Annotated in this window: 16 protein-coding genes; 6 read left to right on the forward strand and 10 right to left on the reverse strand. The window is 73.0% G+C overall.

Going from position 1 to position 18,168, the window contains the following annotated elements:
- Positions 1–6: 6 nt before the first annotated feature.
- Genes AB0E85_RS32645 through AB0E85_RS32655 form a run of 3 tightly spaced genes read right to left on the reverse strand, consistent with a single transcriptional unit; the run spans position 7 to position 5,575 of the window.
- Positions 7–1,446, reverse strand: coding sequence for an NAD-dependent succinate-semialdehyde dehydrogenase (locus AB0E85_RS32645; RefSeq protein WP_361934894.1), 1,440 nt, complete (start codon positions 1,444–1,446; stop codon positions 7–9).
- Positions 1,443–4,310 (reverse strand): FAD-binding and (Fe-S)-binding domain-containing protein, encoded by a 2,868-nt coding sequence (locus AB0E85_RS32650; RefSeq protein WP_361934896.1) that lies wholly within the window; start codon positions 4,308–4,310, stop codon positions 1,443–1,445. The genes AB0E85_RS32645 and AB0E85_RS32650 overlap by 4 nt, the downstream gene beginning before the upstream one ends.
- Positions 4,307–5,575, reverse strand: a complete 1,269-nt coding sequence (locus AB0E85_RS32655) for an aminotransferase class III-fold pyridoxal phosphate-dependent enzyme (RefSeq protein WP_361934898.1) — start codon at positions 5,573–5,575, stop codon at positions 4,307–4,309. The genes AB0E85_RS32650 and AB0E85_RS32655 overlap by 4 nt, the downstream gene beginning before the upstream one ends.
- A 227-nt stretch (positions 5,576–5,802) precedes the next feature.
- Here AB0E85_RS32655 and AB0E85_RS32660 point away from each other — a divergent pair, with 227 nt between their 5' ends.
- The 4 genes from AB0E85_RS32660 (at position 5,803) to AB0E85_RS32675 (ending at position 9,885) form a co-directional block, all read left to right on the forward strand.
- Positions 5,803–7,452, forward strand: coding sequence for a PucR family transcriptional regulator ligand-binding domain-containing protein (locus AB0E85_RS32660; protein ID WP_361934900.1), 1,650 nt, complete (start codon positions 5,803–5,805; stop codon positions 7,450–7,452).
- 62 nt (positions 7,453–7,514) lie between these two features.
- The gene (locus AB0E85_RS32665; protein WP_361934902.1) at positions 7,515–8,120 is read left to right on the forward strand and encodes an RNA polymerase sigma factor; all 606 of its coding nucleotides are present in this window, start codon (positions 7,515–7,517) and stop codon (positions 8,118–8,120) included.
- Positions 8,117–8,644 carry a hypothetical protein gene (locus AB0E85_RS32670; protein ID WP_361934905.1) on the forward strand — a complete coding sequence of 176 codons (528 nt, stop codon included), beginning with the start codon at positions 8,117–8,119 and terminating at the stop codon, positions 8,642–8,644. The genes AB0E85_RS32665 and AB0E85_RS32670 overlap by 4 nt, the downstream gene beginning before the upstream one ends.
- Positions 8,641–9,885: an acyltransferase gene (locus AB0E85_RS32675; RefSeq protein WP_361934908.1), complete on the forward strand. Its 1,245-nt coding sequence runs from the start codon at positions 8,641–8,643 to the stop codon at positions 9,883–9,885. Before AB0E85_RS32670 ends, AB0E85_RS32675 begins: the two co-directional genes overlap by 4 nt.
- On the opposite strand, the gene paaE is transcribed toward AB0E85_RS32675, so the two are convergent.
- From paaE to paaA, 5 genes are read right to left on the reverse strand one after another with little or no spacing between them, the layout of a single operon-like run.
- On the reverse strand, positions 9,822–10,925 hold the full coding sequence (paaE, locus tag AB0E85_RS32680) for a 1,2-phenylacetyl-CoA epoxidase subunit PaaE (RefSeq protein ID WP_361934934.1): 1,104 nt from the start codon (positions 10,923–10,925) through the stop codon (positions 9,822–9,824). The genes AB0E85_RS32675 and paaE overlap by 64 nt on opposite strands.
- Before the next feature lie 11 nt (positions 10,926–10,936).
- A complete protein-coding gene (gene paaD, locus AB0E85_RS32685) occupies positions 10,937–11,452 on the reverse strand; it encodes a 1,2-phenylacetyl-CoA epoxidase subunit PaaD (RefSeq protein WP_361934910.1) in 516 nt (171 codons plus the stop codon).
- Complete coding sequence (gene paaC / locus AB0E85_RS32690; RefSeq protein ID WP_361934913.1) at positions 11,446–12,273, reverse strand: 1,2-phenylacetyl-CoA epoxidase subunit PaaC; 828 nt, start codon at positions 12,271–12,273, stop codon at positions 11,446–11,448. The genes paaD and paaC overlap by 7 nt, the downstream gene beginning before the upstream one ends.
- A 10-nt stretch (positions 12,274–12,283) precedes the next feature.
- Positions 12,284–12,577 (reverse strand): 1,2-phenylacetyl-CoA epoxidase subunit PaaB, encoded by a 294-nt coding sequence (gene paaB, locus AB0E85_RS32695; protein ID WP_361934915.1) that lies wholly within the window; start codon positions 12,575–12,577, stop codon positions 12,284–12,286.
- Positions 12,574–13,560: a 1,2-phenylacetyl-CoA epoxidase subunit PaaA gene (gene paaA / locus AB0E85_RS32700; protein WP_361934918.1), complete on the reverse strand. Its 987-nt coding sequence runs from the start codon at positions 13,558–13,560 to the stop codon at positions 12,574–12,576. Before paaA ends, paaB begins: the two co-directional genes overlap by 4 nt.
- 170 nt (positions 13,561–13,730) lie before the next feature.
- On the opposite strand from paaA, the gene AB0E85_RS32705 reads away from it, so the two are divergent.
- Positions 13,731–13,964, forward strand: a complete 234-nt coding sequence (locus AB0E85_RS32705) for a hypothetical protein (RefSeq protein ID WP_361934921.1) — start codon at positions 13,731–13,733, stop codon at positions 13,962–13,964.
- On the forward strand, positions 13,961–15,319 hold the full coding sequence (gene paaK, locus AB0E85_RS32710; RefSeq protein ID WP_361934924.1) for a phenylacetate--CoA ligase PaaK: 1,359 nt from the start codon (positions 13,961–13,963) through the stop codon (positions 15,317–15,319). The genes AB0E85_RS32705 and paaK overlap by 4 nt, the downstream gene beginning before the upstream one ends.
- 22 nt (positions 15,320–15,341) lie before the next feature.
- On the opposite strand, the gene AB0E85_RS32715 is transcribed toward paaK, so the two are convergent.
- Both AB0E85_RS32715 and AB0E85_RS32720 read right to left on the reverse strand, forming a co-directional pair.
- Entirely contained in the window at positions 15,342–16,559 is a 1,218-nt protein-coding gene (locus AB0E85_RS32715; RefSeq protein WP_361934927.1) for a PP2C family protein-serine/threonine phosphatase, read from the reverse strand.
- A 113-nt stretch (positions 16,560–16,672) separates the two neighbouring features.
- On the reverse strand, positions 16,673–17,431 hold the full coding sequence (locus tag AB0E85_RS32720) for an IclR family transcriptional regulator (protein ID WP_361934929.1): 759 nt from the start codon (positions 17,429–17,431) through the stop codon (positions 16,673–16,675).
- Positions 17,432–18,168 lie beyond the last annotated feature (737 nt).

The raw sequence follows: 18,168 nt of genomic DNA on the forward strand, positions 1-18,168 counted from the left end.
GTCTCGTCACCGCACAGGCACCGCCACGTACTGGTACTCCAGGAACTCGTCGATCCCGACCCGGCCGCCCTCGCGTCCGAGCCCGGACTGCTTGACGCCGCCGAACGGAGCCGCCGGGTTGGAGACGAGGCCGGTGTTCAGGCCCACCATGCCCACCTCCAGCCCTTCGCTCACGCGCAGGCCGCGGTCCAGGCCCTGGGTGAAGACGTAGCCGACGAGACCCCAGGGCGTGTCGTTGGCGCGGCGCAGGACCTCGTCCTCGTCGTCGAAGGTGAGGATCGCGGCGACCGGGCCGAAGATCTCCGTGTCCATCAGGCGGCTGCCGGGGTCGACGCCGGCGAGCACGGTCGGCGGGTAGAAGTGGCCGGGCCCTTCCGGCCTGCGGCCGCCCACGAGCACCTCGGCTCCGCGCTCGACCGCGTCGGCCACGAGTTCCTCCACCTTGGCACGCCCGGCGGCGTCGATCAGCGGGCCGACGTCGACGCCGCCCCGGGTGCCGGGGCCCACCACGAGGGCGCCCATCCGCTCGGCGAGCCGCCGGCCGAACTCGTCGGCGACCGACCGGTGGACGAAGAAGCGGTTGGCGGCCGTGCAGGCCTCGCCCATGTTGCGCATCTTGGCGACCATCGCCCCGTCGACGGCCACGTCCAGGTCGGCGTCGTCGAAGACGATGAACGGCGCGTTCCCACCCAGCTCCATCGAGGTGCGCACGACCGTGTCGGCGCACTGCGCGAGCAGCAGCCGGCCCACGGCGGTGGAGCCCGTGAAGGACAGCTTGCGGATCCGGCCGCCGCGCAACAGCGGCTCGCACACCTCGCCGGCGCGGGAGGTGGTGACGACGTTCAGCACACCGTCCGGCAGCCCGGCCTCCTTGAGGATCCCGGCCAGCGCGAGGCTGGAGAGCGGGGTCTGCGGGGCGGGCTTGAGGATCATCGTGCAACCCGCGGCGATCGCCGGGCCGATCTTGCGGGTGCCCATGGCCAGCGGGAAGTTCCACGGCGTGATCAGCAGGCAGGGGCCGACCGGGCGGCGGGAGAGCAGCATGCGGTTACGCCCGTCGGGCAGCAGGCCGTGGCCGCCGTCGATCCGGACGGCTTCCTCGGAGAACCAGCGGAAGAACTCCGCCGCGTAAGCCACCTCGCCACGGGCTTCGGCGAGCGGCTTGCCCATCTCGGAGGTCATCAGGTGGGCGAGTTCGTCGGTGCGCTCCAGGATGAGCTCGTGGGCGCGGCGCAGGATCTCGCTGCGCGCCCGGGGCGGGGTGCGGGCCCAGTCGGTCTGAGCCTGCACGGCCGCTTCCTCGGCGAGCCGGGCGTCCTTCGGTCCGGCGTCGGCGACCTGGCAGAGGATCTCGCCGGTGGCCGGGTCGTCGACGGGCATGGTGGCACCGTCCGCGGCGTCCACCCAGGCACCGCCGATGAACAACTGGGTCAGTACCTCGGTCATGTCGTCTCTCCTGGTTGATCGGCGGCGGGGTCGAGGAGTTCGGCGAGGTGCAGGGCGCGGACGTCCCCGCCGGCGAGGTGGTCGATCTGGGTGGCGCAGCTGAAGCCGTCGGCGACCACGGGGCGTCCGCCGAGGTTGTCGATGCGGGGCTTGAGAGCCAGCTCGGCCACGGCCATGGAGGTGTCGTAGTGCTGGGCCTCGAAGCCGAAGTTGCCGGCGAGTCCGCAGCAGCCCTCGGCCTCGTCCACTTCGCGGACACCGAGGCGGCGCAGCAGGTCGGCTGGGCGGCGGCCCTTGAAGGTGGCGTACTCGTGGCAGTGGGTCTGGAGCACGACGTTCTCAGGGAGGGGCGGTGGGGTCCAGCCCGCGTCGGCCAGGTCGGTCAGTGCCCCGGTGAAGGTCTGCACGCGGTCGGCGACGCGCCGGGCGGCCTCGGTGCCGAGGAGTTCGGGTACGTCGCGTTTGAGGGCGGCGGCGCAGCTGGGTTCGGCCACGATGATCGGCCGGTCGTCACCGTCGTCGTCGAGGGCGATGACCGTGCGGTCCATGATCTTGCGGGCCGTGGCGAGCTGGCCGGTGCTGACCCAGGTCAGTCCGCAGCACAGGCCGTCCTGCGGGGTGCAGGGGATACCGGCGTCGGCCAGGGCACGGCTCGCCGCTCCCGCGACCTGGGGGCGGAAGGCGCGGGTGAAGCTGTCGACGAAGAGGATGGCCTTGGCCGGTTCGTCGGTCTTCGCCGCCCGGAGGGTTCTGCGCAGGGCGCGGCGGGAGGCGAAGGCGGGAATCCTGCGCCGGGTGGTGACACCGCCCAGGCGGGCCAGGAGCTTGCCGATCGGGCCGCGCAGCAGCAGGTTGATCGGGCGGGCGGCGTATCCGGCCAGGGCCGAGGTGAGGGGCAGCCAGCCGAGGGAGTAGTGGGAGCGGGGGCGCAGGCGGCCCTTGTAGTGCTGGTGGAGGAACTCTGCCTTGTAGGTGGCCATGTCGACCCCGACCGGGCAGTCACTGGAGCAGGCCTTGCAGGACAGGCACAGGTCGAGGGCGTCGCGCACCTCGGTGGAGCGCCAGCCGTCCGTGACGGCTTCGCCGCGGACCATCTCCTGGAGCATGCGGGCCCGGCCGCGGGTGGAGTCGTTCTCCTCACCCGTGGCCCGGTAGCTCGGGCACATCACCCCGCCCGCGTCACTGCGGCAACGCCCGACGCCGACACACCGGCGCACGGCACCGGCGAAGCCGTCCTCGTCGTGCGGGAAAGTGAACGTGGCCTCCAGCAGGGGAAGTTCGCGCAGCGCGAGGTCGGCGTCGAGTGGGGCCGGGTCGACGATCACTCCCGGGTTGAGCAGACCGTCGGGGTCGAAGGTCTGCTTGAAGGCGGTGAACGCGGCGATCATGCGGTGGCTGTACATGACCTGCAACAGCTCGCTGCGGGCGCGTCCGTCACCGTGTTCACCGGACAGGGTGCCGCCGTGTTCGACGACCAGCGCGGCGGCCTCGGTGAGGAAGCGGCGCATGACCTCCCGGCCGGTGTCGCTGGTCATGTCGAAGTCGATCCGCACGTGGACGCAGCCGGCGCCGAAGTGCCCGTACAGCACACCGGTCAGCTCGTGGGAGGCGAGCAGCTTGCGGAATCCGCGCAGGTAGGCGGCGAGGTTCTCCGGGGCGACGGCGGCGTCCTCCCAGCCGGGCCAGGACTCCCCGCCGTCGACGAGCCGGGCGGCGAGCCCGGCCCCGTCCTCGCGCACCCGCCACAGCGAACGCCGCTCCGCCGGGCTCTGCACGACCCGGCCCCCGGTCAGCCGCCCCTGGGCCTTGAGCGCGTCCAGCAGTTCGGCGGCCCGGGCGTTCACCCCGGCCTGGTCGTCGCCTTCGAGCTCGACGTACAGCCACGCCCGCCCCTCGGGCAGGCCGGTGACGGAATCGGCCCCGCGACGGGCGCGCATGGTGGCCACGATCGCCTCGTCCATGCCCTCCACCGCACTCGGCGTGAAGCGCAGGATCTCCGGCACGTCCTCGGCCGCCTGGACCACGTCGTCGTAGCCCAGGGTCAGCAGGGTGGATGCCTGTGCGGTCGCCACCAGGCGGACCGTCGCGGCGGTGACGACCGCACAGGTGCCTTCGGTGCCCACCAGGGCGCGGGCCAGGTCGAAGCCGTTCTCCGGCAGGAGGTGGTGGAGCTGGTAGCCGGAGACCTGCCGCGGGATGCGGCCCAGCTCGGTGCGGAGCAGTGCCAGGTTCTCACCGACCAGCCGCTTGAGGCCGGCTTCCAGCCGGGCGACCGGCCCGGCATCGCCAGGATCCACCGGGTGCAGCCCTGCGTGGTCGGCCACGGCCCGCACGCCGTCAGCCGTCACGATCTCCAGCGCCACGACGTGCCCGCTGGTCCGCCCGTCGCGCACCGACCGGTTCCCGCAGGCGTCATTGCCGATCATGCCGCCGAGGGTGCAGCGGCTGTGCGACGACGGGTCCGGGCCGAAGTCCAGCCCGTGCAGCGCGGTCGCACTGCGCAGCGCGTCCAGGACGACACCCGCCTCGACCCGCGCGGTGCGCGCCTCGACGTCGATGTCCAGGATCCGGTTCATGTACCGGGAGAAGTCCAGCACCAGCCCCGGACCGACGGCGTTGCCCGCCATGCTCGTGCCGCCGCCCCGGGCTGTGACCGGCACACCCGCCTCACGGCAGGCCCGCAGCACCGCGACCACGTCGTCGGCACTGCGCGGGAAGGCCACCGCTCGCGGCGGCACACGGTAGTTGGAGGCGTCGTAGGCATACGCGCCCGTTGCCCCCGGGCCGGTCTCCACCCGTAGACCGGGCGCGAGCTCGGCGAGGCGCGCCGTGAGACCCGCCAGGTCGCGGGTGGCGGTGGTCATCGCTCTCCGGCCCCCGTTGTTCCGGCCTCGACCGCGTTCGCCCAGGCCTGAAGGCCCTCGTCGACGCCCGCCTCGTCGATCACGAGTGCCGGGATCATACGGACGACCTGGTTCGAGGCGCCGCACAGCAGCAGGAGCAGACCCTCGTCGATCGCGGCGCGCTGCACGCGGGCGGCGGTCTCGGAGTCGGGACTGCCGTCCTCGGTGACGAACTCGGTGGCGAGCATCAGGCCGAGACCGCGCACGTCACCGATGCCCGGCGTCCGGTCGGCCACCGCCTCCAGGCCCTGGCGCAGCCGCTTGCCCATCGCCTCGGCGTTCTCGACGAGCTTCTCGTCGCGCACGACGTCGAGCGTCGCGCAGGCCGCGGCGCAGGCCACGGCGTTGGCACCGTACGTGCCGCCCTGCGAGCCGGGCCAGGCCTTGGCCATCAGTTCCTCGGAGGCGGCGATGCCGGACAGGGGGAAGCCGCTGGCCAGGCCCTTGGCGGTGACGAGGATGTCGGGGGTGACGCCGAAGTGGTCATGGCCCCAGAAGCGGCCGGTGCGGCCGACTCCGGTCTGCACCTCGTCGAAGATCAGCAGGAAGCCGTGGCGGTCCGCCCGTTCCCGCAGCCCTTCGAGGAAGGCGCGGTTCGCGGGGACGTAGCCGCCCTCACCGAGGACCGGCTCGACGATGATCGCCGCCGTGTCGGCGGGCGACGAGATCGTCTGGAGGGTGTAGTCGAGTTCCTTGAGGGCGAAGCGGGTGGCGGTCTCCTCGTCCCAGCCGTACCGGAAGGCCGTCGGGAACGGGGTGACGACCACGCCGCTCATCAGCGGCGAGAACCCGGACCGGAAGCGGATGCCGGAGGTGGTCATGGAGGCCGCGGCGACCGTGCGGCCGTGGAAACCACCGTGGCAGACGACGACGTTCGGCCGGCCGGTGGCCTGGCGGGCCAGCCGGAGCGCCGCCTCGACGGCCTCGCTGCCGGAGTTGGTGAAGAACAGGCTGTCCAGGCCGGCCGGCAGCACCTCGCCCAGCTTGTCGACCAGACGGCGCAGCGGCCGGTGCATCACGGTCGTGTACTGGCCGTGAATCAGGGAGCCCACCTGCTCCTGCGCCGCCGCCACGACCTTGGGGTGGCAGTGCCCGGTGCTGGTGACGCCGATACCGGCGGTGAAGTCGAGGTAGCGGCGGCCGTCCTCACCGTAGAGGTGGACGCCCTCGCCCCGGTCCGCCACGACGGGCGTGGCCTGGCGAAGGTGCGGCGACAGTGCGGTCATGGTGTCTCCCGGCCGTAGGACGAGGTCTGGTTGCTTGGCTCAGCTCCGGTCTTCGAGCATCCAGGCCGCCGCGGAGGCCGACAACGCGTGATCTGTCCAGCCGGAACCCGTTGTCCGGACGTTGTGTCAACCGCCGGACCCCCCAGGCACCACCTCACCCTCGGGTGGACAGCTCTTGCGCAGGTCAGCCCCGCTTGTCAGAGTGACCGGGCACGCAGGGAGGCACCGTGACCGTTCACCCCCCGGCGGCCGGCCGTGACTCCGCCCCGGCCGGTCGCGCACCGACTCTCGCCGACGTCCTCGCCCTGCCGGTCCTGGCCGCCGGACAGCCCCAGGTCGTCACGGGCGTGACCGCGCTGGACCGGCCGGTGCGCTGGGTGCACATCACGGAGCTGACGGACCCCGCCTCCTTCCTCAAGGGCGGCGAGCTGGTGCTGACGACGGGCATGCCGCTGCCCGAGGACGCCGCGGGCGTCCGCCGCTATGTCGACGAACTCACCGAGGTGGGGGCGGCCGCCCTGGTCATCGAACTCGTACGCCGCTACCACCGGCCGCCCGACGCCCTCGTGCAGGCGTGCCGGGCCCGCGGGCTGCCGCTGGTCACCCTCGCCAGGGACGTCAACTTCCTGGAGGTCACGCAGGTCGTGCACGCGCTGATCCTCGGCAACCAGGCCGACGCGATGCGGCGGACGCAGCGGATCCACGAGGCGTTCACGGCTCTGACGTTGCGCGGGGCGGGACCGGAGGACGTGGTACGCGCCGCGGCGGAGATGAGCGGCCGGACGGTCGTGCTGGAGAACCTGGCGCACCAGGCGCTGATCTGCGAACCCTCGGGGAGCACGGTGGAGCAGACGCTCGGGGACTGGGAGCGGCGCTCCCGGGCGGCCGGGCCGGGCGACCGCACCGGGGTGGGCGGCCCGGAGGGCTGGCTCACCGCGCCCGTCTCCTACCAGGGCGAACGCTGGGGTCGTCTGGCCATGCTGCCCGCCGACGGGCCGGCTTTCGGACCGGAGCACGTCACCGTGCTTGAGCGGACGGCGATGGCCCTGACCGTGGCCCGGCTCATCCACTCCACCCCGTGGGAGCACACGGCCCACCGCAACGCCCTGCGCGAGCTGGTGGAGCAGCGCCACCACTCCGCCGAGGACGTCCGGGCCCGCTGCGCCGCGCTGGGTCTGCCGACGGAGGCCGGCGTGTTCCTGGCCGTCCTCGTGGACCTGGGACCCGCGGGGGCGGGCACCGAGCCGGAGACCCGACTGCACCGGGAGCTGAGGTCGGCCGGGATCCCGGCCCTGGTCGGCGAACTGTCCCCCCGCCGCCTCGGCGTCCTGCTGGCCCTGCGGCCCGCCCAGCCCTGGCGGCCCGTGGCCGAACGCCTCAGCCGCACCGCGCTGGCGCTGGCCCCGGAGGCGATCGTCGGCGTGGGCTCGGAGGTCGCGGATCTCGCCGACAGCGCACGCTCGTTCCGGGAGGCGGCCCGGGTCATAGAGGCCACCCCGCCCGGCCAGCCCCTCCCCGTGGACCGTTCGTTCCACGAGCTGCCGGACATCGGCTTGCGCCGGCTGCTGTACGCGCTGCGCGAGGACTCCCGGATCCAGGACTACACGGAACGCCGGCTGGGCCGGCTCATCGACCACGACACCCGGCACGGCACCGACCTGCTGGCGACCCTGGGCCACTACCTCGACGCCGCAGGCAACAAGACCACCGCTGCCCGGCGCGGCGGTCTCTCCAGGGAGACCCTCTACCAGCGGCTGCGCACCGTCGAGCGCCTCCTCGACACCGACCTCGAGTCCGGCGAGCGCCGCACCGAACTGCACGTGGCCCTCACGGTGTTGCGGGTCCTGCGCACCGGCCGCGGACCGCATCCCCTGTAACGCTTCGCGCGTCCCGTTCCAAGAACAAGTGACAGGCACCTGTCGACGAGAAGGGGACATCGGTGGACGACGCGGAACGGTTACGGAGTGGGCCCGCTGCTGCGGTCGGCGACCCGCGGCTCTTCGAGGAGTTCTACCGGCGTCACGTCGACGCCGTGCTGCGCTTCGTGGCCCGCCGGGTGGCCGACCCGCACACGGCGGCCGACCTGACGGCGGAGATCTTCCTCGCCGTCCTCGACTCGGGCCCCACCTACCGGCCGCATCTCGGCAGCGAGACGGCCTGGCTGTACGGCATCGCGCGCAACGTCGTGTCGTCGGAGCGCCGCCGGGTCGCCCGGGAGACCGAACGCGATCGGCGCATCTCCGGGCGGCGGTTGCTGGAGCCCGACGACATCGCCCGCATCGAGGACAAGCTCGACGCGGAGAGCCCGGGGCGGCGCGTCCTGGCCGCGCTCGCGCGACTGCCCGAGGGTGAGCGGGCCGTGATGGAACTGATCGCGGTCGACCAGCTCACGGTCACCGAGGCCGCGACCGCGCTGGGCATCCGCCAGGTCACGGCCCGGGTCCGGCTGCACCGGGCGCGCAAGGCACTGCGCGAGGAGACGGACTGCCGGACGGCGCAGCCGCCGGAGGCATCGCTGGTGTACGTGGCAAGGGGGGAAGCATGAGCACGAGGACGACGTTCGAGGACCGGCTGCTCGGTGAGCTGACGAAGGAGATCGAGCTGCGCGGGGCCGGGGCCGAAGCGGACCCGGGCGGGGTGACGGCTGCTGTTCGCCGCCGGTCCGCCCCGCGCCGGATCGCCGTGGTGGTGGCGGCCTGCGCAGCGGTGTGGGCCGCCACGGTGGTGGCGCCCGGCTCGCCCGCCGACTCCGGCGCGTTCGCGGTGGAGCGCCACGACAACGGCAGTGTCGAACTCACCGTCAAGCAGGGCTTCGGCATCGACGACCAGCTGGAACTCGCCGAGCGGGTGCGGCCGTGGGGCATCCGCGTGGATGTGGTCGCTCCCGGGGACGTGTGCAGCTCGTGGAACATCCCCCGGGTCATGGTCCTGACCGCCGAGGGCGACCCCATTCGCGCCTGGCCCGTCACCCTGCGCCGCGGCAGCACGCTGGTGATCGAGAACTCGTGGGGCGAGCCGGTCCCCCGGGACGAGGTCGAGCGCTACGAGGTGAAACCCTGTGACCGGTGAGCGCGCGGTCGGGGTGGCTCGACGCGCTGCGCGCTCTCGCCGCACTCGTCGTGGTGTTCGACCACTCGTCCCACACCTTCATGCCGGACTTGCGGGGGGAGTTGATGCCGCAGTTCAACACCAGCCGCTACGGCGTCATGGTGTTCTTCCTGGTCAGCGGCTACATCATCCCGGCGTCGCTGGAACGCCGGGGCTGCGTGCGGGCGTTCTGGATCGGACGGGTCTTCCGGGTGTACCCGCTGTTGGCGGTCGTCGTCGCGGTGCTGCTCGCGGTGGACCTCCTGGGGCTCGCGGGGCTGCGTGACTTCGGCCGGCAGGACGCGGTCACCGTGATCCTCGCCCACGCCACCCTGCTCCAGGAGCTGCTGGGGACACCCAATGTCCTGCTCGTCCTCTGGACGCTCTCGTACGAGATGTGCTTCTACCTGCTGGTGGTCGCCCTCTTCACGGTCCGGCTGCACCACCGGTCCGCGTCGGTGGCCGTCGCCCTGGCCGTGCTCGCCGTGGTGAGCGCGGTGGCGGGGGCGTCGCTGCCGGTGTCCGCGCTGTCCGGTCGGGCCGGGACCGGTCCGCTGATCGCGTTGGCGTCGGTCGCCATGGCGGCCGCCCTGTGCTGTGCGAGTTCCGCCGCACCGGTGGTGCGGGTGTTCGGGGGCGTGCTGGGCGGAGCGCTGGCCCTCGTGCTGGTTGCGTTCAACGGCACGGTCCCGGTGTGGGAGGGGCTGGTGATCCTCGCCGTCATGTTCCTGGGTACCGCCGTCCACCGGGCCGAGCGGGGGCAGAGCACCTGGCACAACGCCGCGGGCGCGGCCGTCGTGGTGATCGTCTGTGCCATCGGGAGCGCCTACCGGTACGGCGACGGCCACCACTTCACACGGCGCGGCTGGATCGTGTCGTTCCTGCTGGCCGTGCTGACCTTCGCCGCCGGGCTGGCCTGGCGCCGCCGTCGGGTGCCGGGGCTGCTGACCGGCCTGGGCGCGATCAGCTATTCGGTGTATCTGGTGCATCCGGTGCTGCTCGCGGTGATCGACGGCACCGTCGGACGCCGCAGCGACGACCACGCCGTGCTCGAAGTGGCCTTCTTCGCCCTCCTGTTGCCGCTGTGCGTCCTGACCCACCGGTACGTCGAGGCCCCGGCCCAGGCCTGTGGCCGCCGGCTGGCCCGCTCTCGGCAGGCTCAGGTGTCGAAGTCCACCGTCAACGCCTCGGACACCGGGAACGTCTGGCACGTGAGGACGTAGCCCGCGTCGACTTCGGACGGTTCGAGGGCGAAGTTGCGGCGCATGTCGGCCTTGCCGTCGGTGACGAGGGCGCGGCAGGTGCCGCAGACTCCGCCCTTGCAGGCGAAGGGCAGGTCGGGGCGGGTCTGCTGGGCGCCTTCGAGGAGGGTGCGGTCGCGGGGCAGGGGGGAGGTGGTGGAGCGGCCGTCGAGGGTGACGGTGACCTGGCTGACGGGGCCGGAGGGGCCGGTCTCGGCGTGGTGGACCTCGCGGACGGGCTCGTCGTCGGCGTAGAAGAGCTCCTGGTGGACGCGGTCGGCGGGCACGCCGAGGCCGGCCAGGACCTGCTGGGCGGCGCGGACCATGCCGTGCGGGCCGCACAGCCACCAGTGGTCGGCGGATTCGACGTCGACCAGGGCGTCGACGAGGGCGGAGAGCCGCTCGGCGTCGAGGCGGCCGGAGAGCACCTCGGCCTCGCGGGGCTCGCGGGACAGGACGTGGGCGAGCTGGAACCGCGCCGGGTAGAGGTCCTTCAGGTCGGCGAGTTCGTCGGCGAACATCACCGTGCCGGTACGGCGGTTGCCGTAGAGGAGGGTGACGCGTGAGCGGGGGTCGGCGGCCAGGACGGACTCGGCGATGGAGACCATGGGGGTGATGCCGGAGCCCGCGGCGATCAGGACGTGGTGGCCGTGGGTGGTGAGGTCGGGGGTGAAGGCACCGGTGGGCGCCATCACCTCGACCGTGTCGCCGGGGCGTACGTCGTGCACCAGCCAGGAGGAGAACAGGCCGCCCGGCACCACGCGGACGCCGATGCGGGGCGCGGTGCCGGCGGGGGCGCAGATCGAGTAGGAGCGCCGCTCGTCCCGGCCGTCGATGTCGCGCCGCAGGGTGAGCGACTGGCCGGGCGAGAAGGTGAACTCCTCGGCCAGCTCGGCCGGGATGTCGAAGCTCACGGCTGCCGCGTCCTCGCACAGCGGCTGCACGGCGGCGACCCGCAGGGGGTGGAAGACCGGACGTCGGCGGGCACGCGCGCGTGCCGCCGGGGCGGGGGCCGGCTCCATCAGGTCCTCCATCAGATCTCCTTGACGTACTCGAACGGCTCGCGGCAGGCGAGGCAGCGCCACAGGGACTTGCAGGACGTGGCGCCGAAGCGGGAGGTCTCCTCGGTGTCGGGGTGCCCGCAGCGGGGGCAGGGCACCGAGCGGCGGGTCGCCGACAGCACGAGCGGGACCGGGCCGGTGGCGCGCGCGGGGGCGGCGCCCGGCGGGGCGATGCCGTGCTCGGCGAGCTTGCGCCGGCCGTCCTCCGTGATCCAGTCGCTGGTCCAGGGCGGGTCCAGGACGGTGCGGATCTCCACGCGCGCGTACCCGGCGTCCCGCAGCCGGGCGGCCACGCCGGCGCGCATCTCCGCCATGGCGGGGCAGCCCGAGTAGGTCGGGGTCAGGCTCGCGACCACCGTGCCGTCCTCGGTGAGCGACACCTCGCGCAGCACTCCGAGGTCGGCCAGGGTGAGCATGGGCAGTTCGGGGTCGGGCACCTGTTCGGCGATGTGCCGGGCCCGTCGCGCGTCCGGGATCGTGGTCACCATGTCGCCCCCGGGTGGGCCCGGGCCACGCCCTGCAACTCGGCCAGCAGCGGCACGAGGTGCTCGGTGTGCTCCCCGGTGCGGCCCGAGCCGGGCAGCGGGCGGTAGACGGGCATGGGCAGCCCGGCCGCCTCGGTGACCTGGCGCAGAACGGCGACGACCTCGTCCCGGACGTCGTACGCCGTGAACAGCTCGCCCAGGTAGGGGGCCACCTGTTCCTGCGCCTTGCGCATCCTCCGGTGCGACTCCTCGGTGCCGTCGCCCAGGCGCACGGCCCACTCGGCGGCGTACTGGCGGTGGTACGCCAGCTCCTTCACGGCCTTGGCGGCGATCGCCGCGAGCACCGGGTCGCGGTGCGCGGTGAGCCGCTCGAAGTGCGCGAGGCGCCAGCTGGCGAACACCAGCAGCCGCACGACGGAGAACGCGAAGTCGCCGTTGGGGAGTTCGGCCAGGCGTACGTTGCGGAAGTCGCCGGCGTCGCGGAAGTAGGCGTAGGCGTCCTCGTCGCGGCCGGTGCCGTCGGCCTGGCCCGCGCGGGAGTACAGCAGGCGGGCCTGGCCGAGCAGGTCGAGCCCGATGTTGGCCAGCGCCACCTCCTCCTCCAGTTCGGGGGCGCGGGTGGTCCACTCGGCGAGCCGCTGGGCGCAGACCAGGGCGTCGTCGGCCAGGGCGACGCAGAGGTCCGCCAGTCCGGCGGCGTCGACGCCCTCGGGCACGGTGGTGTCCACGCCGTGCAGGGGGTCCTCGAAGCCGGTTCCGTAGGCCCAGCGGGTGTCGTCCTCGTGGCCCTCGGCGAGGGTCATGTAGACGTGGTCGTCGCTCATGCCCTGTCCTTCAGATGTGGGGGACGTCGTCGGGGATGTCGTAGAACGTCGGGTGCCGGTAGACCTTGTCGGCGCTGGGCTCGAAGAAGGGGTCCTTCTCGTCGCGGGTGGAGGCGGCGATGTGCTCCGAGCGCACGACCCAGAGGGAGACGCCCTCGTTGCGCCGGGTGTACAGGTCGCGGGCGTGGGTGAGCGCCATGCGGTCGTCGGCGGCGTGCAGCGATCCCACGTGGACGTGGTTCAGCCCGCGCTTGCCGCGCACGAACACCTCGTACAGCGGCCAGTCCTGCTTGTCGGCGGTCATGCCACCGCTCCCTTCTCCGCGCGGGCGGCCTGCTTGGCGGCGTGGGCGGTGGCCGCCTCGCGCACCCAGGCGCCCTCCTCGTGGGCCGTGCGGCGCCGTTCCATCCGCTGGTCGTTGCACGGGCCGTCGCCCTTGATGACCCGCATCAGCTCGTCCCAGTCGGGCGTGCCGAAGTCGTGGTGGCCGCGCTCCTCGTTCCAGCGCAGCTCCGGGTCGGGGAGCGTCACGCCGAGCTTCTCGGCCTGCGGGACGGTCATGTCGACGAAGCGCCGGCGCAGTTCGTCGTTGCTGTGCCGTTTGATCTTCCAGGCCATGGACTGGGCGGAGTTGGGCGAGGCGTCGTCGGGCGGGCCGAACATCATCAGCGACGGCCACCACCAGCGGTTCACCGCGTCCTGCACCATCTCGCGCTGCTCCGGGGTGCCGCGCATCATCGTCATCAGCAGCTCGTAGCCCTGCCGCTGGTGGAAGGACTCCTCCTTGCAGATCCGCACCATGGCGCGCGCGTACGGCCCGTACGAGGAGCGGCACAGCGGCACCTGGTTGCAGATCGCGGCGCCGTCCACGAACCAGCCGATCACCCCGACGTCGGCGAAGCTCAGCGTCGGGTAGTTGAAGATCGACGAGTACTTCTGGCGGCCCTCGATCAGCCGCCCGGTCAGGTCGGCGCGGTCGGCGCCCAGCGTCTCCGCCGCCGAGTAGAGGTACAGCCCGTGCCCGGCCTCGTCCTGGACCTTGGCGAACAGAATGGCCTTGCGGCGCAGCGACGGCGCGCGGGTGATCCACTCACCCTCCGGCTGCATGCCGATGATCTCCGAGTGCGCGTGCTGCGCGATCTGCCGGATCAGTGTCTTCCGGTAGCCCTCCGGCATCCAGTCGCGCGGCTCGATCCGCTGGTCCCGCGCGATCGTCGCGTCGAAGTGCTGCTGGAGATCCGGCCCGGCGCCGTCCGTCTCCACGGGGCTGGAGCGTGTCGTATCCATCCGTCCCACTTCCCAACCGACCATTCGTTCGGTCCATCGTAGGACACGTCGGCGTGCCTTGGTAAGACCTCCGGGGAAGTCCGGGACCCTTGACAGTCACCGGGACGGCTGGATTACTTGGCAGCGCCGAACTAACCGAATGGTCGGTCGGTCTACGAGGGGTGCGAGACATGACCCGTACCGCTGACGCGACGGCGGCCGCGGAGGCGATGTCCGCCGCGGACACCACCTTCGTGGCGCCGTGCCACGAGGAGGACACCCTCGTGGCACGGGCCGAGAAGCGCGTGCGCCACGCCCGCGGCGGCGTCCACGGGGTGACCGTCCGGCGGGGTGACGAAATGATGGCGGAGTTCCGGGGCCGCAGCCGCGGCGTCGGGAGCACGAGGCCGGAGGAGTCGGCATGACCGGGGAAGCGGACACCACCACGGACCCCGCGGCCACGGCCGGCCGGCGGCGCGGCGAGCCCCTCCCCCACGGCCTGCTCGACGACGGGGAGCGCCTGACGCGCGAGCAGTTGCGCGAGCTCCAGCTCGACCGTCTGCGCCGCAGCCTCCGGCACGCCTACGACAACGTGGAGGCGTACCGGAAGAAGTTCGACGCGGCCGGGGTCTCCCCCGACGACTGCCGCTCGCTGGCGGACCTGGCCCGCTTCCCCTTCACCACCAAGGCCGACCTCAGGGACACCTACCCGTTCGGGATGTTCGCCGTCCCCATGGAGCAGGTGCGGCGCGTACACGCCTCCAGCGGGACCACCGGCCGCCCCACGGTGGTCGGCTACACGGAGAACGACCTGTCGATGTGGGCGGACCTGGTCGCCCGCTCGATCCGCGCCGCCGGCGGGCGCCCGGGCCACAAGGTGCACATCTCCTACGGGTACGGGCTCTTCACCGGGGGCCTCGGCGCGCATTACGGCGCGGAGCGTGCCGGTTGCCTGGTGATCCCGGCCTCCGGCGGCATGACCGCGCGCCAGGTGCAGATCATCCAGGACTTCCGGCCCGAGATCATCATGGTCACCCCGTCCTACATGCTCACCCTGCTCGACGAGTTCGAGCGTCAGGGCATCGACCCACGCGGCACCAGCCTGCGCGTGGGCATCTTCGGGGCCGAGCCGTGGACGGAGGAGATGCGCCGCGAGATCGAGGAGCGGACGGACATCCACGCCGTCGACATATACGGCCTGTCCGAGGTGATCGGTCCGGGCGTCGCCCAGGAGTGCGTGGAGACCAAGGACGGGCTGCACGTGTGGGAGGACCACTTCTACCCCGAGGTCGTCGATCCGGTCACGGGTGAGGTGCTGCCCGAGGGCGAGGAGGGCGAGCTGGTCTTCACCTCCCTGACCAAGGAGGCCCTGCCGGTGGTCCGGTACCGCACCCGCGATCTGACCCGGCTGCTCCCCGGCACGGCCCGGCCCGGCTTCCGCCGCATCCAAAAGATCACCGGCCGCTGCGACGACATGATCATCCTGCGTGGGGTGAACGTCTTCCCCAGCCAGATCGAAGAGATCGTGCTGCGCACGCCGGGCGTCGCGCCGCACTTCCAGATCCGGCTGACCCGGCGCGGCCGCCTGGACCACATGACCGTCCTCGTCGAGACCCGCCCCGGCACCGGCCCCGAGCAGGGCGAAGCCGCGGCCGGCGCGATCGCGAGAGCCGTCAAGGACGGCATCGGCATCACCGCCGACGTGACGACCGTCGAACCGGAGACCCTGGAACGCTCCGTGGGCAAGATCCGCCGGGTGAAGGACCTGCGCGAGGCGTGATCCGCGGCGGACGCGACGGCTCTCAGGAGCAGCACTGCGCCTCGGCCGCCCGGGCGGCCGCGGTGGGGCCGGGGTGGCCCGCACCGGGGGTCACCGTCCGGCCGGCGGCCGGTTTGCGGATCAGGAGCAGGGCCGCGTCGTCGTGCAGCCGGCCGCCCACGTGGGCCAGCAGTTCGTCGTGCAAGGCGTCGAGGGTGCGGGCCGGCTCGTGGGAGACGTGGCGTTCCAGCCCTTCGGCGAGCGGGTAGAAGGCCCGTCCGCCGTTGCGGGCCTCGGTGACACCGTCGGTGTAGAGCAGCAGTTGGTCGCCGTCGGCGAAGGGCAGCGTCTGGAGTCCGGGCGTGTGGCCCGCGAGCGCGCGCAGGCCCAGCGGCGGCGCCGGCAGCGGGGGCTCCACGGCGCTGATGCTCCCGGAGGCGCTGACCAGCAACGGAGGCGCGTGCCCGCAGTTGACGACCTCCAGGTGCCCGTCCCTCGGGTACCCGGCGACCACGGCGGTGACGAAGTCGTCGTGGCCGAGGTTGCGGGCGAGACTCCGCTCGATGCGCTCGACCACGGCGAGGAGATCGGGCTCGTCGTGGGCGGCTTCCCGGAAGACACCGAGCACCAGCGCCGCGGTTCCCACGGCCGGAAGCCCCTTGCCGCGCACGTCGCCGACGATCAGCCGGACGCCGTGCGGGGTGGGTATCAGCGCGTACAGGTCCCCGCCGATCCGGGCCTCGGCCGCCGCCGCGCTGTAACGGACGGCCGCCTGGAACGGCCCGACCGTCGCCGGCACGGGCTTCAGCAGTGCGTGCTGGGCGGTCTCCGCGACCGAGCGGACGGCGGCGAGCACCCGTTCCCGCCGCCCGCGCAGCACGCTGGCCAGGCCGCTCGCGAGGGTGACCGTCACCAGAGCCGCCAATACGGCGGCCAGTTCCCGGCCCGGCACATCGTCCCGGGCCCCGAGCAGGGCGCCGAGCAGCGCGGTGAGGGAACCGACCCAGAAGACACCGCGCGGCCCGTTGGTCGTGGCCGCCAGAGCGGGACCGGCCACGAGCAGGGGCAGCCAGATCATGCCGGCGCCGTCGGCGAGGCCGGAGAGCGCGACGACGCAGACGACCAGCGCGGGCAGGGCGGGCGTGCCGGCAGCCAGCTGCGCGAGTGCGCGTCTGCGGGCCGACGTCCTGACACCGGCCACTCGGACGCTGAACGGCCGTGCAGGCCGGTGACCGCCACCAAGGTCTCGCGCATGGCTCATGTCGCTATCGATGTCCTCACCTGTGAGCGGGGCGCGAGGCTCGGGAGCGCCCACGGAATGTCCGTTTCATCCAGAGAACGGGGTGAGTCGGGGCGCGGGCAAGGAGCGGATTTTCAGATAGTGAGCGAGAGGCCCCTCGTCACGCGGCTCGCGGTCGGCAGCAGCCGCTCGCGGATCTCCGGCAGCCGGGAGAGCCGGTTCGACGGCAGCGAGACACCCAGGGAGCCGACGGTGTCCCCGCTGTAGACCGGGACGGCGACACAGACCGTGCCGAGCGAGTACTCCTCCAGGTCCGTGATGGCCGGGGCCAGCGGCGGGGTCTCCAGTCGCCGGAGCAGTTCCGGAAGGCTGGTGACGGTCCGGGGGGTGAGGTCGGCGAGGTGGTGGCGGGACAGGTAGTCCCGGCGGGCCTCCTCGTCCAGCTCGCGCAGGACGGACTTCCCCAGCGCGGTGGCGTGCCCCGCGTCCTCGAAACCCACCCAGAGATCGACACGCGGGGTACCGGGGCCGTCGACGATCTCCGCGACCCGGATCTCGCCCTCCTCGTAGAAGGTGAGGTAGGCGGCGGTCGCGAGCTCGTCCCGCAGGGCGGCGAGGGTGGGCCGGACCCGGCTGAGCAGCGCCTGCGCACGCCCGGTGGACTGAAGGGTCTGGAGCTTGTCACCGAGGATGAAGCCGCCGTCGTCCAGCTTGCGCACGTACCCGTCGTGCACCAGGGTCCGCAGCAGGTGATAGGTCGTGGCCAGGGGCAGGCGCGTCTCGCGCGCCAGCTGCTTGGCCGGCGCGCCGTTCTCGTGCGCGCTCACCGCCTCCAGCAGCCGCATGGCCCGCTGGACGGAGTTGATGAGCGTTGGGCCGTCTTGCGCACCCATACGAACAGCGTGCGTCAGGCGTACGGCCCGGGCAAGGGGAGCGGGGTGCAGCGGCGCGGGGCGGACACCGTGCAGCCTGGTGCCAGGGCCCCAGGAACCTCGGGGCCAGAACGCGGACGCGTGGACTCGCGTCGCGGCCCCGCGGGTCGGGAGGGGCGGCCGCCCTCGGGCGGGACGGCCGCCCAAGAACGCGCGCCGGAATCGGAACACGGACGCACAGAAGCGGGCCGCGCTCCCCGCGAGCCGGGCGGACGCCCCGGAGCACGCATCGGAACACGGACCCACAGAAGCGGGCCGCAGTCCCCGCAGGCCGGGCCGCCACCCCGGAGCACACGTCGGAACGCGGACCCACAGAAGCGGGCCGCGCTCCCCGCGAGCCGGGCGGACGCCCCGGAGCACACGTCGGAACGCGGACCCACAGAAGCGGGCCGCGCTCCCCGCGAGCCCGGCGGAGCGCGCATCGGAACACGGACCCACAGAAGCGGGCCGCAGTCCCCGCAGGCCGGGCCGCCACCCCGGAGCACACGTCGGAACACGGACCCACAGAAGCGGGCCGCAGTCCCCGCGAGCCCGGCGGACGCCCCGGAGCACACGTCGGAACACGGACGCGCGGACTCGGGCCCCGCTCCCGCGGTCCAGGCGGACAGGCGGCAGGCCGCAGGCCGCAGGCCGCAGGCCGCAGGCCGCAGGCCGCTGGCTGGAGGCCGCAGGCCGCAGGCCGCAGGCCGCAGGCCGCA

Source organism: Streptomyces sp. NPDC029044, from assembly GCF_040637495.1.
Lineage (GTDB): Bacteria > Actinomycetota > Actinomycetes > Streptomycetales > Streptomycetaceae > Streptomyces.

What these genes read in the sequence shown, in the direction of transcription:
- AB0E85_RS32645 (WP_361934894.1), bottom strand. Translation starts at nt 1,446, where the DNA reads ATGACCGAGGTACTGACCCAGTTGTTCATCGGCGGTGCCTGGGTGGAC.
- AB0E85_RS32650 (WP_361934896.1), bottom strand. Translation starts at nt 4,310, where the DNA reads ATGACCACCGCCACCCGCGACCTGGCGGGTCTCACGGCGCGCCTCGCC.
- AB0E85_RS32655 (WP_361934898.1), bottom strand. Translation starts at nt 5,575, where the DNA reads ATGACCGCACTGTCGCCGCACCTTCGCCAGGCCACGCCCGTCGTGGCG.
- AB0E85_RS32670 (WP_361934905.1), top strand. Translation starts at nt 8,117, where the DNA reads ATGAGCACGAGGACGACGTTCGAGGACCGGCTGCTCGGTGAGCTGACG.
- paaE (WP_361934934.1), bottom strand. Translation starts at nt 10,925, where the DNA reads ATGGAGCCGGCCCCCGCCCCGGCGGCACGCGCGCGTGCCCGCCGACGT.
- paaD (WP_361934910.1), bottom strand. Translation starts at nt 11,452, where the DNA reads ATGGTGACCACGATCCCGGACGCGCGACGGGCCCGGCACATCGCCGAA.
- paaC (WP_361934913.1), bottom strand. Translation starts at nt 12,273, where the DNA reads ATGAGCGACGACCACGTCTACATGACCCTCGCCGAGGGCCACGAGGAC.
- paaB (WP_361934915.1), bottom strand. Translation starts at nt 12,577, where the DNA reads ATGACCGCCGACAAGCAGGACTGGCCGCTGTACGAGGTGTTCGTGCGC.
- paaA (WP_361934918.1), bottom strand. Translation starts at nt 13,560, where the DNA reads ATGGATACGACACGCTCCAGCCCCGTGGAGACGGACGGCGCCGGGCCG.
- AB0E85_RS32705 (WP_361934921.1), top strand. Translation starts at nt 13,731, where the DNA reads ATGACCCGTACCGCTGACGCGACGGCGGCCGCGGAGGCGATGTCCGCC.
- paaK (WP_361934924.1), top strand. Translation starts at nt 13,961, where the DNA reads ATGACCGGGGAAGCGGACACCACCACGGACCCCGCGGCCACGGCCGGC.
- AB0E85_RS32715 (WP_361934927.1), bottom strand. Translation starts at nt 16,559, where the DNA reads ATGAGCCATGCGCGAGACCTTGGTGGCGGTCACCGGCCTGCACGGCCG.
- AB0E85_RS32720 (WP_361934929.1), bottom strand. Translation starts at nt 17,431, where the DNA reads ATGGGTGCGCAAGACGGCCCAACGCTCATCAACTCCGTCCAGCGGGCC.